At 61.8% G+C, this 16,692-nt stretch carries 16 protein-coding genes; 10 read left to right on the top strand and 6 right to left on the bottom strand.

What is annotated here, in order from left to right; all coding sequences use genetic code 11:
- Positions 1-64 precede the first annotated feature (64 nt).
- The 3 genes from METAC_RS0112365 to METAC_RS0112350 all read left to right on the top strand — a co-directional run bounded on the left by METAC_RS0112365 (position 65) and on the right by METAC_RS0112350 (position 1,963).
- Entirely contained in the window at positions 65-454 is a 390-nt protein-coding gene (locus METAC_RS0112365) for a hypothetical protein (RefSeq protein ID WP_156898205.1), read from the top strand.
- 163 nt (positions 455-617) lie between these two features.
- Positions 618-1,277: a peptide-methionine (S)-S-oxide reductase MsrA gene (msrA, locus tag METAC_RS0112360; RefSeq protein WP_026607275.1), complete on the top strand. Its 660-nt coding sequence runs from the start codon at positions 618-620 to the stop codon at positions 1,275-1,277.
- 422 nt (positions 1,278-1,699) lie between these two features.
- Positions 1,700-1,963, top strand: a complete 264-nt coding sequence (locus tag METAC_RS0112350) for a hypothetical protein (RefSeq protein ID WP_026607274.1) — start codon at positions 1,700-1,702, stop codon at positions 1,961-1,963.
- 146 nt (positions 1,964-2,109) lie between these two features.
- Here the strand turns inward: METAC_RS0112350 and METAC_RS0112345 are convergent, their stop codons facing one another.
- A complete protein-coding gene (locus METAC_RS0112345; protein WP_026607273.1) occupies positions 2,110-3,039 on the bottom strand; it encodes a thioredoxin family protein in 930 nt (309 codons plus the stop codon).
- 306 nt (positions 3,040-3,345) lie between these two features.
- On the opposite strand from METAC_RS0112345, the gene METAC_RS0112335 reads away from it, so the two are divergent.
- On the top strand, positions 3,346-4,389 hold the full coding sequence (locus tag METAC_RS0112335; RefSeq protein WP_198017210.1) for a metallophosphoesterase: 1,044 nt from the start codon (positions 3,346-3,348) through the stop codon (positions 4,387-4,389).
- 83 nt (positions 4,390-4,472) lie between these two features.
- On the opposite strand, the gene METAC_RS0112330 is transcribed toward METAC_RS0112335, so the two are convergent.
- On the bottom strand, positions 4,473-4,961 hold the full coding sequence (locus tag METAC_RS0112330; protein WP_026607271.1) for a CDP-archaeol synthase: 489 nt from the start codon (positions 4,959-4,961) through the stop codon (positions 4,473-4,475).
- A gap of 362 nt (positions 4,962-5,323) precedes the next feature.
- Between METAC_RS0112330 and METAC_RS0112320 the strand changes: the two genes are divergently transcribed.
- A complete protein-coding gene (locus tag METAC_RS0112320; protein WP_026607270.1) occupies positions 5,324-6,049 on the top strand; it encodes a glutathione S-transferase N-terminal domain-containing protein in 726 nt (241 codons plus the stop codon).
- A gap of 138 nt (positions 6,050-6,187) precedes the next feature.
- On the opposite strand, the gene METAC_RS0112315 is transcribed toward METAC_RS0112320, so the two are convergent.
- The 3 genes from METAC_RS0112315 to amoC form a co-directional block, all read right to left on the bottom strand.
- Positions 6,188-7,051: a LysR family transcriptional regulator gene (locus METAC_RS0112315; protein ID WP_026607269.1), complete on the bottom strand. Its 864-nt coding sequence runs from the start codon at positions 7,049-7,051 to the stop codon at positions 6,188-6,190.
- Between the two features lie 111 nt (positions 7,052-7,162).
- The gene (locus METAC_RS23435) at positions 7,163-7,684 is read right to left on the bottom strand and encodes a hypothetical protein (protein ID WP_156898204.1); all 522 of its coding nucleotides are present in this window, start codon (positions 7,682-7,684) and stop codon (positions 7,163-7,165) included.
- Positions 7,685-8,070: 386 nt separating this feature from the next.
- Positions 8,071-8,868 carry a bacterial ammonia monooxygenase, subunit AmoC gene (gene amoC / locus METAC_RS0112305; RefSeq protein ID WP_026607268.1) on the bottom strand — a complete coding sequence of 266 codons (798 nt, stop codon included), beginning with the start codon at positions 8,866-8,868 and terminating at the stop codon, positions 8,071-8,073.
- A gap of 559 nt (positions 8,869-9,427) precedes the next feature.
- On the opposite strand from amoC, the gene hyfB reads away from it, so the two are divergent.
- Genes hyfB through METAC_RS0112275 form a run of 5 tightly spaced genes read left to right on the top strand, consistent with a single transcriptional unit; the run spans position 9,428 to position 16,023 of the window.
- Positions 9,428-11,437, top strand: coding sequence for a hydrogenase 4 subunit B (gene hyfB / locus METAC_RS0112295; RefSeq protein ID WP_026607267.1), 2,010 nt, complete (start codon positions 9,428-9,430; stop codon positions 11,435-11,437).
- Positions 11,428-12,384: a respiratory chain complex I subunit 1 family protein gene (locus tag METAC_RS0112290; RefSeq protein ID WP_026607266.1), complete on the top strand. Its 957-nt coding sequence runs from the start codon at positions 11,428-11,430 to the stop codon at positions 12,382-12,384. Before hyfB ends, METAC_RS0112290 begins: the two co-directional genes overlap by 10 nt.
- Positions 12,385-13,047 (top strand): hydrogenase-4 component E, encoded by a 663-nt coding sequence (locus METAC_RS0112285; RefSeq protein WP_026607265.1) that lies wholly within the window; start codon positions 12,385-12,387, stop codon positions 13,045-13,047.
- Positions 13,044-14,492 (top strand): hydrogenase 4 subunit F, encoded by a 1,449-nt coding sequence (locus tag METAC_RS0112280; RefSeq protein ID WP_026607264.1) that lies wholly within the window; start codon positions 13,044-13,046, stop codon positions 14,490-14,492. The genes METAC_RS0112285 and METAC_RS0112280 overlap by 4 nt, the downstream gene beginning before the upstream one ends.
- Positions 14,493-14,514: 22 nt before the next feature.
- Positions 14,515-16,023: a hydrogenase large subunit gene (locus METAC_RS0112275; protein ID WP_026607263.1), complete on the top strand. Its 1,509-nt coding sequence runs from the start codon at positions 14,515-14,517 to the stop codon at positions 16,021-16,023.
- On the opposite strand, the gene METAC_RS25215 is transcribed toward METAC_RS0112275, so the two are convergent.
- Positions 16,018-16,662, bottom strand: a complete 645-nt coding sequence (locus METAC_RS25215; protein ID WP_051335547.1) for an HAD-IA family hydrolase — start codon at positions 16,660-16,662, stop codon at positions 16,018-16,020. The two genes, METAC_RS0112275 and METAC_RS25215, sit on opposite strands and share 6 nt — an antisense overlap.
- Between the last annotated feature and the right edge of the window lie 30 nt (positions 16,663-16,692).

Genomic DNA, 16,692 nt, shown 5'->3' with positions numbered 1-16,692 from the left:
AAGCTCGGCGATTGGCGGCTCCGGCCTCCCGCGAACGAACGGGTGGCCTCACGCGCTTGCGAATATGCTGGCGTTCGCGGCGCCGATATGGGAGTGGAGGGCCGCACACTTCCCGCAAGCCGCTCAAGATCTCATGGTTCGCTCGACATTGCGCTTTTTCGGCCTCTTGCTGCTCGCGACGGCCTTCGCCGCATTAATGATCGACGCCACGCGCTCGATCGCCAGCAAGAGCCTGATCGTGATGGATCTCGAGCAAACCGCCGCCGCCTTGGCCCCCGTGAAGCTCGCTTTGCTCAAGGAGGTCGTGCAGGCGCGCGCCCATCCCTACCTCTATGATCCTGTCCTGGTCGATTTGCTCAGGTTGCCGACTTTTCTTGGGCTGGCGGCGCTCGGCCTCCTGTTTTTCCGTCTCGCCCGCGAGCCGCGACCGACGATCGGATATTCGAGCCGCTGAGTTTTCTCGCCCTGGCGTCGCGGGCTCGCTTCGCTCCGGGCGGGCTTCCGGGCTATGTGAATGGCGAGATGGCTTTCACTTTGCTTCGCGCCGCACTAAATGCGCAAAGACGCGCCGGCTGTCGCCGGAACGCCGTTTCGAACTCGCGCTCTTGGAGCGGCTCATGTTTTCCCTCCGCAAACAACTTTCCCTGCCGACCGCGACCGAGGCCCTGGCCGGGCGCCCGGAGCCCCTCGTCACGGCTGAGACCCATTTTGTCAATGGACATAGGCTGAAGCCTCCCTATCCGGCCGGAGTCGAGACAGCAGTTTTCGGAATGGGCTGCTTCTGGGGCGCCGAGCGTAAGTTCTGGCAGCTTGGAGACGCCATTTACGTCACCGCGGTCGGCTATGCCGGCGGTTTCACCCCGAATCCGACTTATGAAGAAGTGTGTTCCGGCCGGACAGGCCACGCCGAGGTCGTCTTGGTCGCCTTTGACCCCTCGAAAATTTCGTTCGAGGCGCTTTTGAAGGTCTTTTGGGAAAGTCATGATCCGACGCAGGGGATGCGCCAGGGCAATGACGTTGGGACGCAATATCGATCGGGCGTCTATGTCGCAGACGGCGCTCAACGTGCTGCTGCGGAAGCGAGCAAAGCGGCCTTTGGCGAGGCCCTCGCCGAACGCGGTTTTGATCCAATTACGACAGAAATTGTCGATCGCCCGAATTTTTACTTTGCGGAAACCTATCACCAGCAATATCTCGCCAAGAATCCCGACGGTTATTGCGGCCTCGGCGGCACGGGCGTGTCTTGCCCGATCGGAGTGGGCGTCGCAGCGAGATAGAAAGGTTCGATTGCCCTTGGAGGCGGACCATTTCTCGCGGCCGGATGCGCAAAGTTAGCCGCGTGTGATTCGACGCACTTTTTCTCGGCTCGATCCGATGTTGTCTGCGTCTTCGACGGAGTTGCGGTCTCGCGGGTAAACGCACTGGCCGAATGCCGACAAGAACGGGATACGAAAAAGTGGAAACCGGCTTTTCGCATCAAATCCTTCTCTCGCTTTCGGAGCTGGATCACGCTTCGTGCTTTTGGATGTCCTTATTCAAAACCATCGTGATCTAGCCGTCTTCGCCGCGCCGAAAAAAAATACGGGATCAGGAGGCGCAAGTGAAGGATTTGAAGCAACGTTTTGGGTTTAGCCACGTTGTGGGGTCATCAGTCTCGTCGCCCCGTGGGTGCGGATCGCGGCGTTCTTGGAGTCGTTCGATGAGTCTTCGTAAGGTCCTTGTTACTATTGTTTTCTTCAGCCTTTTCGCCGCCGACGCCGCTTCGGCGAGCCTTATTTCGAACGACATTGCCGCCGCCCGGGACGATGGCGCATCTGCTCCCTCCGCGGTTGCAAGCGTCCGGCGGGATTTTCCGATCGTCATGGGACGCAGCGTGAGCGTGCGTCACAAAACGAAGCTGCATCACATCAAGATGAAGCCGGTCGATCCGATCGAGACGCCGGCCGAGCCGCAAGCCGAATAAGCGAAGGCCGCTTCCGCCCGCATCTTGGAACTACAGCCTCAATCGCCGAATAAAAGAAAGGCCGATCGCTTCCAAGCGATCGGCCTTTCGGCGTTAGACTGGGGCTGGATCTGAGAGCGGTCCTGACTCGATTGGCCGTGCGGCGGTCAGGCGAACAATAGCGCCGAGAGTTTGCGCCGCGCGGCGACGGTCGCCGGATCGATCGGTCCCCAGGCGTCGAAAAATTGAAGCAATTGCTTACGGGCTCCGTCATCATTCCAGGTCCGGTCGCGACGGATGATTTCGAGGAGGGCGCCGGCGGCGGCTTCGCGCTCGTTTTGGGCGTTAAAAAGGATCGCGAGATCGAACCGCGCCTGATGGTCGGCCGGGTCGGTTTCGATTCGACGCGTGAGATCGAAGGCGTCGCCGACAGACGAGGCCTGCGCGGCGATCTCGAGCGCCGCTTTGGCCGCGATGACGCCTGGATCGCGATCGCCGGCGGGAGGCGCCGAAGCGAGAAGCGTCCGCGCGCTCTCGAGCTCGCCGGCCGCAATGAAGAGCTTGGCGAGACCGGCGATTGCGGCGAGATCGGCCGGATCCTCCGCGAGAATCGCCGCATAGATTTCCGCGGCCGCGCCGGCGTCGCCTTCGGCGAGCAAGGCTTCGGCTTCGGCGATCTGATCCTCGCCGGAGCCGAGGGGCCCGACGAGCCGTTCGATAAAGGTCCGGACCTGCGACTCGGGCAGGGCGCCCATGAACCCGTCAACGGGCTGCGCGCGCTGGAAGGCGATCACGGCCGGGATAGAGCGGACGCCGAGCCGGCCGGGGATTTGGGGATGCTCGTCGATATTCATCTTGACGAGCTTCACCTTGCCGCCGGCGGCTTTCACGACTTTTTCGAGAATTGGCCCGAGTTGCTTGCAGGGCTCGCACCAAGGCGCCCAGAAATCCACCAGAACCGGCTGGCGCGCGGATTCGGCGATCACATCGGCGCCGAAGCTCGCGGTCGTGGCATCTTTGATCAACGGCGTGGTCTGCGCCTCTGCCGCGCCCTGCGGTTTAGCTTGACCGCCATCCAGGCCAAATGTGCCCGCCATATTCCAGCTCTCCCCGGCAGCGCACGACGCGCGCGAAATTCAGCGTCGCCAAAATGCGTCGTCGCGGACGAAATCGCAACCCTTGTTCGATGATCCGGATCAACGCCGCGCCCGCGCTGCAAGGACAAGCAAGGCTTTCGGCCGGCCTTTCGGCGGCGGCCGAAACATGCTCTAGATCACGGCGGTCTTGGATCGAATCGCGCCCAAAATCATTAGGCGATTATGTCCTTTGGCTTAGAGTGGGCAGAAGCCGGCATCCGCCTTAAGTTGATTTCGCTTTGGAGCTCATCCGTTCGAGGAAAGAACATGCTGAAGCGGAGGGGCGAGCCGATTCCGAACACTCTCGACCTGGCTTCGGAGAGCGGGGGGCGAGTTGGTCGTGCATTGCGCAAGAACGCGATCGGGCTGGAGCAGGACATCGTCGCCCGGCTCGAATGTCGCTTGGGACGAGTTCATGCGCGCCAGCGAATCGGAATCGAGCAAGATCATGAGGCGCAGGCCTTCGGCCAGGGCTTGAACTTCTTCCATATAGAAAACTGGATCATGGTCCCTTCGGTCATTCGCGGCGCCTTATGGCTTGCCGGGCTCCATCAGCGGGCGAGCCGAAATGCGGATCAGGTCGAGCTGAGGCATAATCGAATCGTCTCGCGACGCCTGCCTGCGGCCTTTCATGGCTTGAATATTCTTCATCTCAGCGACCTACACGCGGATATGAGCGGGCGCGCGATGGCGCGCGTCGTCGAGCTTCTCGCGGACCTCGACTATGACATTTGCGTTCTGACCGGCGACTACCGCGGCCTCACCTACGGCCCATTCGAGCCTTCGTTGGAAGGCGTGGCGCGTGTGCGCGCCCATCTGAAGGGTCCTGTTTACGGCGTCCTCGGAAATCACGACACGATCCTCATGCTCCCCGAACTCGAGGACATGGGAATTCGGATGTTGCTGAACGAATCGGAGTCGCTTTTTCGAGGCGATCAGCGGATTTACCTCGCTGGCATAGACGATGCGCATTTCTTCCGCGTCGACAATATTGAGAAGGCAGCCGCCGATATTCCCCCGGACGAATTTGCGATCCTGCTTTCGCATACGCCGGAAATCTATCGCCAGGCCGCCCATGCCGGATTTGACGCGCTGCTCGCGGGGCACACGCATGGCGGGCAGATTTGCCTGCCGGGTTCGATCCCGATCACGCTCGATTCGACCCTGCCGCGGGCGTTCGGGGCGGGAAGCTGGCAATATAAGGAAATGGCCGGCTACACTTCGGTCGGAGCTGGATCGAGCGTCGTCGCCGTCCGCTTGAACTGCCCGCCGGAGATCACCCTGCACCGGCTGGAGCGTGGCGAGGCCTAAGGCATGTTCCGAATAAGTCGATCGACTTATTCGATTGCGGGACGCGGGCGCAAAAGCCGTCGCGCACTTTTCGTCATTCCGGCCTAATAGGGGCGGTCGCGAATCCCCATAGCGAAGGCGGCTCGGGACAGAATGAGCTCGCCGATCCAGAACAGGCTCGCCCCGATCGCCGCCTCGGCCGTGCTTATCCCCAGCGCCCCCTTGCAGGCGAGGAGCGGCAACAGGGATTCCGGCGCTTGGTCAAGGCCTGGCGCCATGGCCTGCGGGGGGAGGCCGAACCGCCGCTTCACAAAGCTCGAGAAAAGATCGCCAGCCATGGCCGCGGCGCCGGCGAGGAGCCCCACATCCCAGTTGAGGCCGAGCAGAGGCGCGGTCAGAGTCGCCGCCAGCAGCGCGGCGAGGACGCCGCGAATGGTCTTCGATTTTCCAAAGAGCGGTTTTCCATCCAAGAAGGCGCAACCCAGATCGAGCGGCTGCGCGCCCCACTCCTGCAAGAAAGCTTTTGCCAGAACCGGGGCGCCGTTGGCCGTCAAGACAAGGCAAAGGCCCTGGAGGATCGGCCAGAGGCGCATCGCCTATTCTCCGCGCCGGCGGATCGGCCGGCTCGGCAGCGATGGCGAGAGGCGGAGGGCGGTCAATTGGCCGATGGCGGTCCTCAAAAGCCCGGGGCAGCTTCCGTCAACGTCCCAGCTCGCGACGAAGTTCCCGCGGCCGCGCCGAGCCAACCGGGCTCCAGGAATTGTTCATGATCGCGGAAAATTCATTACGATAGTAGTTCTATCGCGATTATTGGCTAAGGGAACGCGCCCTCGGGAATATGGTTATGGAAATCTGACCGCTTGCGCGACCCCGACCGGTCCTCGATCTCGTCCCGCGTCTCGGGCGTTGTGCCAGCGCAATGTAGCCGCCCACGCGTCAAACCTGGAGCTCTTCGATGATCGACGTCTATTACTGGCCGACTCCCAACGGCAAGAAAGTCACGATTTTCTTGGAGGAGGCTGGTCTGCCGTACACTGTCATCCCACTGAACATCGGGCGCGGCGATCAGTTCTCGGAGAGTTATCTCCGCCTCAATCCTAATCATCGCATGCCGGCGATCGTGGACAATGATCCGCCCGACGGCGGCGCGCCTCTCAGCATATTCGAATCCGCCGCGATATTGTTTTACCTCGCCGAGAAAAGCGGAAAATTCTGGCCGCAGGCGCTAAGCCAAAAATACGAAGTCGCGCAATGGGTGATTTGGCAGGCGGCCAATCAGGGGCCGAAGCTCGGCGAGAACGGCCATTTCCGCCGCCTCGGCGACAAGCAAGGCGACCAGTCCTACGCCATTCGCCGCTACACCGATGAGGCGCATAGGCTCTATGGCGTTTTGAACAACAGGCTTTACGACCGTCCTTTTATCGCCGGCGATGAATTCACGATCGCCGACATCATTTCCTATCCCTGGACGCTCGGATGGGAGGCGCAAGGGCAGGACATCAACGAGTTCAAATATTTCAAGCGCTGGTTCGAGACCGTGGGGGCGCGGCCCGGCGTTCAGCGCGGCCTCGCCGTCGGCGCAGAACTCGACGGGGCGAACGCCAATTTGCCGCCCGAGGAGCAGGAGCGTCGCGCCAAGATCCTCTTCAATCAGCGGGCGCGGCCGGCGCCGGCGGCTTAGGCCGCGGAATGACGCCGCGCCAGGATCGCATACAACAGCCCCCCGTCAGCGTCACATGCGGGCTGGGGGGGCTCGAAACCGTTTGAAGCCTTAGATCTCGCAAGAATAGCCGTGATGCGATGATGCGTGAGACGCAAACTATTTCGACCAGGCGTGGGCCTTTGCGAATTCGAAGAATTTCTCGACGTCGCGGCCCTTGTGTTCGGGCCGCCAGAGAAGACCGTATTTTCTGACCATGTCCAAATCCGATACCGGCAGGAACTTTACGGCCGGCATTTCGAAGTTTCCTGGGACCAGCGCGAGGCCAATTCGAGCGGCGACGAGAGCCAGGGTCCTGTCAAATTCATCGGTCTGATACACCACGCGTATGCGAACGCCGCGCGCAGCGAGCGCAGTGATTCCATCTTGGAACGTATCGAAGCCGGTCCGCGTGATGAAAGGCTCATTGTCGAGATCGGAGACCCGGATGACTTGCTGTTGCGCGAGGCGATGCTCGTCCGGAACCGCCAAGAAATACGGCTCGCTGAAGAGAACGCGACTGGCGAAACTCTCGATGCGCCCATCCAGAATTGTGAAAATCGCATCGAGCTTCTTTTCAGCGAGTAATTCTATCAAATGCTCGTTCGAGCTATCGAAGACCTCGATCGCCATAGGAGCACTGGTCCGCTTGAAGGAAGTCAGCAGCCTGGAGACCCGCTGGCTCGAAAATGAGCGCAAAACGCCAATTTTCAGAAGATTCGGTTTGTCCAGCGCCTTCAATTCGGCTTTGACTGCATTGCCCAGTCGGAGCATTGCCTTGCCGGCATCGAACAGCCGCATGCCGGCCGGAGTTGCGACGACAGAAGAACGCCGCCTTTCGAGCAGCTTCACCTCGAGTTCGGCTTCGAGTTTTGCGATGCTGACAGAGATCGCAGGTTGCGAGACCGCTTCGCGCTGAGCGCCTTTCGTGAAACTGCCAGTCTCGACGACAGCGACGAAGTGCCTGATCTGGTAGAGTTCCATTAATAAATGATATTGATTTATGCGATTGGAGCAATGGCCTTTTCTACAATTTGACCGGCTTGGCTCAAAGCTTCTCCAACATTGACCGTTCGTGGCCGAACAGTGTTGAGCTCATGTCGGCTTGCCCGACGGGCCAGTTCGGCGTCCGCGCGCGTGCATGCAATAGATGAAGACGCCTGCGACAACGGCGGTCACGGCGGAGCCGTAACCCCATAACGCTCCTTCCCGCGCCCGCCCAACCGACAATGGGAAATCCGAAACGTAAGTTTGACCATGCGTGTTTTTGACGGTCACGATCCCGTGATATTTGCCCGGGCTGGTGAAGACATGCTCGAAATTAATCGTCCCGCTCGGGTAGCGCTGCGCCTGTATATGTTTCTCTGTGACGGGATCAAGCGCTTCAGGCGCAACTTTCGCATCGTTCAGCATTTGAGTGAGCTCCGATGCGCCGCCTAAGTCGTCGGACACCCGGACAATGCGGATATCCGTCGTCATGCCGCGCAGCTCGGAATCGACATAATCGAGGACGATGATCGCTGGCCCAACCTCAGGAACGTCCCTGCAAAGTTTTGCGTCGCCATCTTGCGGCTGATAGGCGGTGACCTGCATCGCATCCTGGCCGATTCCCAGCATGCATATGTCCCTGTTCACGCTCGCCCTGTGGGCGTGCGCAACCGAGACCGTCAGGCCCGTTGAGATGAGACCGGCTGCTGCGATTCGAATGAACATTGGTCAACCCCTCTCTTAGTTCAATCCCTCGCCGGCGCCCAAGGCTCCGGCGAGGGACATCGCGCTTTTAATCGCTGAAGTGACTGCTGTCTCGACTTAGCTCCACCGGACATATGTTCCGGACCGCCGGCGCCGGACTAACGGAGCGCATTTCAGTTGATCTTAAGTCCCCAGAATTTAGACGGCTTGGACCGGAGCGGTTGTTCGCCAAAGCAAACGGACTCTACGAACGACCGTGATCGCGATCCGGCATAGACGGAACGAATTAGATCCCTACGCGCCAAGAAACGTTATTTCGCCGGCTCCAGGCCGACGACGTCTTCGTAGCCCGTGCAGAGTTCCTTGATCCGGCCGAGGATCTGCAGTGAAACGCCGAACACAGAAAGCATGAACCAGCCGAAGAACACGAACATCCAGTGCAGCGGAGCGACGAACAGCTCTTCCATGAACCAGAACGTGTGGCCCCACTCATTGAGCGCAACGTTCGGGAAGATCATGAACGGGCCGACGAACAGAAGCAGATAGGCGACAGAGTAGCCCTTCGAGCCGAAGGTCGGGAGCCTCGTCCGAGCGTACACGAATCCGCCTACGCCCATGATGATGTAGATCGGATAGCTCATGTAGAATTCGATTATGTGGCTCGGCGTGAAGTCGGTGTCGCGAATAACCGTCTGGTGCCAGGTGCCGTCCTGCTCGGTGAAGTAGCTGGCGCCCCAGTAAATGGCGACGCCATACACGAAGATCCAGTTAAACAGATAGAAGATGCGGCGGAGCTCTTCGCGCGGGGCGACCGTGTCGAGGTCATTCGGACGCGTCTTCCAAAGATAGCCGATGAGCCCAAGGAAGGCGATGAGCTCGGTCGGCTCTTCGATGTACAGGATGGTCATCCAGTATTTCTGGAATTCCGGCGAGAACGAGTCGAGACCGGCGTACCAGCCGAAGACTTGCTCATAAATGCGAACGCCGATGTAGAAAGCGACTATCACGGCAGTGCCGAGGATAAAAGGCTTTGGGTCCCAAACCGGGGCTGCAGCGGAGACCGCTGCGGCATCTGCGCGGCCGGGTGTTGTTTCAGTTATCAAGCTCATGTCATATGCCTCTTTTGCTCTATGACCGCTCGCCGACGTCGGGCGCGACACACCGTCTCACGCTCCGTTGGCGTCTACAGAATTTACATGAGTCAAAAAGGCGAATAAAATTGTATGTTTTTATCGTCACATAGAGGACGTTTATGCCATATACATCGGCGATGAAAATGCCGTTCGAGCGCATTCTCTTGACGTGGAGCGGTCTCATGTCTCTGACCTGCTGCCTGCTCGAGATTGAAACGCCCGCGATCGGAGCTGCACATTTGCGCGTCGCGAGGGAACCGAGCGCTGGCCTATGTCGCGAATGACTTGACGGACAATGTCGCCGGCGCGGCTCGTGCGATTGCGAGGCGGCGGCTAGAGTCGAAGCTTTGCCTGTAGGCGACGCGAAATCTGGACAAAAGCGCCCGCAGGCTCCATGATTCAAAATCGCTCAAACCAAGAGAGACCGAATCGCGACATTGTGCGCAGACGACTTCCATCGACGCAGCCGACGGGGAGAGAGCTTCGCACAAGGCGCGGCGAATCGCGGATCGACGCGCTGCGGAAAGGTGACTGAATGTCGGCCTGGTTCGGCCTAGCCTGGGTCTGCGTCCTGATGGCTGTCGCGGTCTTCGCTCTTCTGAATGGACGGGCGCAGAACTCGTCAGCTGCCGTTTATGGCGCCTGCTTCCTGATTTCCTTCGTTGGGCTTCTCGCCGCGCTCATCCACCTGATCTCCGGCGCGCCGGAATCGGAGATCGTCTTGCCTCTGGGCCTTCCCTGGATCGGCGCGCATTTCCGCGTCGACGCGCTCACGGCATTCTTCCTAGCCGTCGTCAACCTCGGTGGCGCCGCCGCCTGCCTCTACGCGATCGGCTATGCGCGCCACGAGGCCGAGCCTCAGCGCTCGACGCCTTTCGTTCCGGCCTTTCTCGCCGGCATGAATCTCGTCGTGCTGGCGGGCGACGCTTTCAGCTTTCTGTTCGCCTGGGAATTCATGTCCTTGTCGTCCTGGGCGCTGGTCATGGCGCATCATCGCGAGGAAGGCGTCGCGCGGGCGGGCTATGTCTATATCGTGATGGCGAGTTTCGGCACGCTGGCCTTGCTCCTCGCCTTCGGCCTGCTCGCCGGCCCGCAAGGCGACTATGCCTTTGCGGCGATCCGCGCGCATCAGGCGTCTCCTTTACGCGCCGGATTCATCCTCGCTCTCGCTTTGGCCGGCGCAGGGTCGAAGGCCGGCCTCGTTCCCTTGCATGTCTGGCTACCGCTCGCCCATCCGGCGGCGCCCAGCCATGTCTCAGCGTTGATGAGCGGCGTCATGACCAAAGTGGCCGTGTACGGCTTCATTCGCATCGTGTTCGACCTGCTCGGGCCGCCGCAATGGTGGCAGGGCCTCCCGATCCTCGCCATTGGCGGCGGCTCCGCCGTTCTCGGCGTGCTCTATGCGATGATGCAAACCGACCTCAAGCGCGTTCTGGCCTATAGCACGATCGAGAATATCGGGCTGATCTTCGTCGGGCTCGGCCTGGCGCTGGCCTTCGAGGCCAATGGATTTCGCACGGCCGCCGCGCTGGCGCTGACCGCGGCGCTTTTCCATGTCCTCAACCACGCCTTTTTCAAAAGTCTGTTGTTCTTCGGCGCGGGCGCCGTGCTCGTCGCGACGGGGGAGCGCGAAATGGATCGCCTTGGCGGCCTCATTCGCCGCATGCCGGTCACGAGCTTCGTCTTCTTGATCGGCTGCATGGCGATTTCGGCTTTGCCGCCGCTGAACGGCTTCGCCTCGGAATGGCTTGCCTTCCAGGCTATCTTGCTCAGCCCGCAACTTCCGCAATGGGGATTAAAGCTCCTCGTGCCGGCGGTCGGCGCCTTGCTCGCTCTGTCGGCGGCTCTGGCGGCAGCTTGTTTCGTCCGCGTCTATGGGATCGTCTTCCTCGGCAGGCCGCGCTTCGCCGCGGCGAAAGGCGCCGAAGAGGTCGACCAATGGTCTCTCGCCGCAATGGCGTCTCTCGCCGCCCTCTGTGTGATCGCAGGGGTTTTGCCCGGGCTCGTCATCGACGGGCTGGCGCCGGTCGCGCAGGCGCTTGTCGGCGCGCGCATGCCGGCCCAGGCGAGCCTTCCCTGGCTCTCGATCGCGCCGATCGCGGAGAGCCGCAGCTCCTATAACGGGCTTTTGGTTTTTGCTTTCATCGCCATGTCGGCGTCGCTCGCCGCCTATGTCATTCATCGCTTCGCCTCCCGCGCCTTGCGGCGCGCGCCGGCCTGGGACTGCGGGTATCCCGACGCGAGCCCGCTGACGCAATATTCGGCGGAGGGCTTCGCCCAGCCCATTCGCCGCGTCTTCGGAACATTCGTTTTCCGGGCGTCTGAGCGCATCGACATGCCGGCGCCCGGAGAGACACGCCCGGCGCGCATCGACGTGACGCTGCATGATCTCGCCTGGGAGCTCATCTATGCGCCGATCGCGCTAGCCGTGTCCTTTGTGGCGGAGCGGCTCAACCGGATTCAGTATCTGACCATCCGGATCTATCTGAGCTTGGTCTTCTTCTCTCTCGTGTTCCTCCTTCTGGCGCTGGCGGTATGGCCGTGATCCTCGACCTCGTCGTCCAGAACGCGCAAATGCTGCTGGTGCTTTTGCTCGCCCCGCTCCTCACCGGCTTCGTGCGCAAGGCGAAGGCCCGCCTTCAGCGGCGGCGCGGCCCGTCGCTGCTGCAGCCTTATCGCGACCTTCTCCGCCTCTCGCGCAAGGAGACGGTCCTCGCCGAAGAGTCGTCCTGGCTCTTTCGCGTTATTCCCTATCTGATCTTCGCCGCGACCTGGGTCGCGGCCTCGCTCGTCCCGACCTTCGCCGCGGGCCTCATGTTCAATTGGTCGGCCGATCTCATTGCAATCATCGCTTTGCTCGGCAGCGCGCGCTTCTTTCTGGCTCTCGCCGGGATGGACGTCGGCACGAGCTTCGGCGGCCTAGGATCGAGCCGCGAGATGATGATCGCCACGCTCGCCGAGCCCGCGACCATCATGATCGTCTTCACCCTTGCGCTTCTCGCCGGCTCGACCCAACTCTCGCAGGTCGCGGCCTTCATGTTGTCGCCGGCCGTTGGCCTCAGGGTCTCGCTCGGCTTGGCGCTGGTGGCGCTGGTGATGGTCGCGATCGCCGAGAACGGCCGCATCCCCATCGATAATCCGGCGACCCATCTCGAACTCACCATGGTCCATGAGGCGATGCTGCTCGAATATTCCGGCCGCCATCTTGCGGTCATCGAGCTTGCGGCCTCATTGAAGCTCTTGCTTTACCTCTCGCTCATCGCTTGCGTGTTCCTGCCCTGGGGACAGGCTCAGCCCGGAGCGGGACCTGCCGCGCAGCTTGCGGGCGTAGGCGCCTATATCGGCAAGCTCGCGGTCGGCGGCCTTTTCCTCGCCTGGTTCGAGACGTCGATCGCCAAGATGCGCGTCTTCCGGGTCTCCGACTTTCTCGGCGCGGCTTTGATGCTGGGCCTGCTCGGGACGCTGCTTCTCTTCGTCTCCCGGAGTCTGTAGATGGGCCATCTCGAGTTCGACGTCGCTCATCTCTTCGCCGGCGGGCTGGTGCTCGTGAGCTTCATGCTCCTCTATCAGGACCGCCTCTATGCTCTTCTCAACGTCTTCGCGCTGCAGGCCGTCGTCCTGGCGCTCTCGGTCTCCTGGCAGGCCTATGTTCAGGGCGCGCCGCATCTTTACGTCACGGCCGCGATCGCGCTTTTCTTCAAGGCGATCATCGTTCCCATGGCGCTGCACCGGATCATCGCGCGGCTCGGCGTCCATCGCGAGGTCGAGAATGTCGTCAGCACGGGGCCGACCATGCTGGCCGGCATGGGGCTCGTCGCCCTCTCCATGGTGGTCATGCTCAGAGTCACGTCCGCGGCGGTCCCGCTCGCCCGCGAGGATCTGGCCTTCGCCCTTTCCGTCGTCCTGCTCGGTCTCTTGATGATGGTGACGCGCAACAATGCGGTGAGCCAGATCGTCGGCTTCATGTCTTTGGAGAACGGCCTGATCCTCGCCGCCACGGGCGCCAAGGGCATGCCGCTCGTCGTCGAGATCAGCGTGGCCTTTTCCGTCCTCATCGCCTTCATCGTGATCGGCACGCTTCTGTTTCGCATCCGTGAGCGGTTCGACACGATCGACGCCGAGGCGCTCGACCGATTCCGCGGCGGCCGGCGATGAGCGCGATCTCCATCAATGGCGTCACCCTGATCCTGGCGATCCCCGCCGCAGCCGCCGTGCTGCTCGGCCTGCTTCCAGGCTACCGCCTTTCAGCCCGAATCAACATGCTGGCGTCGCTCGCGACATTTCTCGCGGCGCTCTCCCTCTTCGTCGCGAAGCCCGCGCCGGGACCCTATATTCTCGTTGACGATCTCAACATCGTCTTCATCGTCCTCAACACATTCGTCGGCTTCACGACCAGCGTCTTCAGCGCGAGCTACATCGGCCATGAGCTCGAGAGCGGCCGGCTCGCCCCAGCGCATCTGCGTTTTTACCACGCCATGTATCAGGTGCTGCTCTTCGCGATGAATCTCGCGCTGGCGGCCAATAATATTGGGCTCATGTGGGTGGCGATTGAGATCGCCACCCTGACCACGGTGCTCATGGTCGGACTCTACCGCACCCGCGCGGCCATTGAGGCGGCCTGGAAATATTTCATTCTGGGCAGCGTCGGCATCGCGCTCGCGCTGTTTGGCACGATCCTCGTCTATATGGCCGCCCGCCCGACCGTCGGCGAAGGTCTCGACGGCATGGTCTGGACGATTTTGATCGACCACGTCTCCGCCTTCGATCCGGCGCTGCTCAATGTGGCCTTCGTCTTTCTCCTGCTCGGCTATGGCACCAAGGTCGGCCTGGTTCCGCTGCACGCCTGGCTGCCCGACGCCCATGCCGAAGGTCCGACGCCGATTTCGGCGGTGCTTTCCGGCCTGTTGCTCAATGTCGCGCTTTACGCCGTCTTGCGCTTCAAGCTGCTGCTCGCCGCCAATGCTGGAGCGATCGCGCCGGGGCCACTGATGGCGTCGATGGGGCTTGTCACTCTTTTGTTCGCCGGCTTCATGTTGTATCGCCGCCGCGACATCAAGCGCATGTTCGCCTATTCCTCGATCGAGCATATGGGCATCATCGTCTTCGCCTTCGGCATGGGCGGGCCACTCGCCAATTTCGCCGGCCTTCTGCATATGACGATGCACAGCCTGACGAAATCCGCGATCTTCTTCACCGTCGGCCATGTGACTCAAGTCGCCGGCACGCAAAACATAGCCGATATTCGCGGCCTCACCGCGAGTCATCCTGCGCTCGGCTGGAGCCTCGTCCTCGGCGTCGTCGCGATCGTCGGGCTCCCGCCTTTCGGCATTTTCATGAGCGAATTCCTCGTGGTGAGCTCGACCTTCGCCCGCGCGCCGTTGCTCGCGCTGCCCTTCGTCGCGGGGCTTCTCATCGCCTTTGGCGCTTTGTTTTTGCGCCTCCAGGGCATGGCCTTCGGCGCGCCCGCCGTCGTCGGCAAGCCGTCTCATGCATCCTACGCCCCGATGACGAGCCATTTGCTCCTCGTTTTGATGGCGGGGATCTATTTGCCGCCGCCGCTCGTCGCCTGGTTCCAGCATGTCGCTGCGCTGCTCGGATAGGCCGCGCTAGGAGAAGCAAGCCATGCCGACTCTCGCCGACGCCATCGCAGCCGGCCTGGCCATTGGAGACGAAAACCCGTGGCCGCGCCGCGCCGTCGATTTCGATCACTGGCGCGCGCTCGTCGAAGAGCTGGCCGCCGGGCGCTGGACGCTGCTTGGACTATGGGGCGATCAGGACGCCGTCCATTTGGCGCTTCTGGACGAGGCGCCTCGCGAGGTCGCCGTCGTGACCCATAGATGCGCGAGCGGGGTCTTCCCATCGGTGGGTCGGCTGCATCCCCCCGCGATCCGCTTTGAGCGGTCGATCAAGGATCTGTTCGGGCTTGAACCCATCGGCTCGCCGGATTTGCGCCCTTGGCTCGATCATGGCCGTTGGGGCCTGCGCGCGCCCCTCGGCGCCAGACCTGAACTTGCGTCTGCGGCGCTCGAATATGCCTTTCTCCCGGCGGAAGGCGAGGGCGTGCATCAGATTCCGGTGGGACCTGTGCATGCGGGCGTGATCGAGCCCGGCCATTTCCGCTTCAGCGTCAATGGCGAGGCGGTGGTGCGGCTCGAGGAGCGCCTAGGATATGCGCATAAAGGGGTCGAGCGCTTGATGATGGGCGCGGATCTCGAACGAGCGGCCAGGCTCGCCGGGCGAGTTTCTGGGGATAGCACCGTCGCCTATGCATTGGTTTTCTCCCGCGCGGTCGAGGCGGCGCTCGCCGTCGAGGTTCCGCCCCGCGCGATCTGGCTGCGCGCGCTGATGGCCGAGCTCGAACGGCTCGCCAATCATTTCGGCGACATAGGCGCAATCTGCAACGACGTCGCTTTCGCGCTCATGCACGCGCATTGCGGCGCCTTGCGCGAGCGCGTTCTGCGCGTGGCGGCTTCCTGTTTTGGCCATCGTTTGATGATGGATCGCGTCGCGCCTGGCGGCGTTTCCGTCGATCTCGCGCCGGAAGGGGTCAAGCGCATCCGGGACCTCGTCGGGACGGCGCGGCGAGCCTTTCCGCCGCTCGTCGAGCTTTACGATAACACGGCCTCGCTGCAGGATCGGACAGTCGGCGCGGGACTCGCAGAACCTGCGCTGGTGCGGAGATTCGGCTGCGGCGGCTATGTCGGGCGCGCCTCGGGGCGCCGCTTCGACGCGCGGCGCGATCTTGCCTATCCGCCTTACGACGGGCTTCGCTTCGAGATCCCGACTTTGGAAGAAGGCGACGTCAACGCCAGGGTTTGGATCCGTATCCGCGAGGTCGAGCAGAGCCTGGCGCTGGTCGAGCAAATCCTCGACGGCTTGCCAGACGGACCTGTGCGTGCGCCCGTGGCGGCGGGCAGAGGCGAGGGGATGGCTGTGGTGGAAGGCTTCCGCGGCGATATTCTCGCATATCTCCGGCTCGACGCGGACGCGCGCATCGAGCGTTGCCATTTGCGCGATCCGTCTTGGTTCCAATGGCCCGTGCTCGAGGCCGCTATCGGGGGCAATATCGTCGCCGACTTTCCGCTCTGCAATAAGTCGTTCAACTGCTCTTATTCCGGCCACGACCTATAGAACGCCGTCTTCCGCTTCCAATGTTTTAAGTGGGACCAAAATTCCAAATCCATCCAGACGCGCCAGCAGATCGTCGCGGCCCGTGAATGTGATCGCATTCATGCCGAGAGCTTCAGCGGCGGCCGCGTTCTCGGCGCGGTCGTCGATGAAAATGCAATTCTCCGGGCGCAGGCCCTCGAGCTCAAGCACTTTCAAATAAGTGGCCGGATTGGGCTTCATGAGGCCCAGCTCATAGGAGAGATAGGCGGCGTGGAGGCGACCGAAGACGGGATAATTTTCCTTGATATGGGCGATATGCGCCGCATTGGTGTTGGAGAGCAAGATGACTCGATGGTTCTGCGCCAGTGCGCGAAGAACGTGATCCATGCCGGGCTCGGGACTGAAATGGCTGCTCCACAGCTCCAGAAAGCGCGGATAGGTTTCGGCAAAGCCGTGCCTCGCCGCGAGGCGAGCGTGAAGCGCCTCGACGGCGAGGCGCCCGAGGCCGATGTCTTCGTCGCCCAAGCAGGACGGAAGCTGCGGCCTCGCCGCGGCCGGATCGGCGCAGCACGCGGCCAAGCGATCGTAGAGAAGCTCGTCGTCATGGCGGACGAGCACATTGCCGAGGTCGAAGATGAAGGCGGAAACATGAGGGGTCATGGGTCGATGAGCCGTCCGATCAAAATGAGC

The organism is Methylocapsa acidiphila B2 (genome assembly GCF_000427445.1).
Classification (GTDB): domain Bacteria; phylum Pseudomonadota; class Alphaproteobacteria; order Rhizobiales; family Beijerinckiaceae; genus Methylocapsa; species Methylocapsa acidiphila.
Note: the sequence above shows the minus strand (reverse complement) of the source record. Positions and strands in the feature narration are given on the sequence as shown.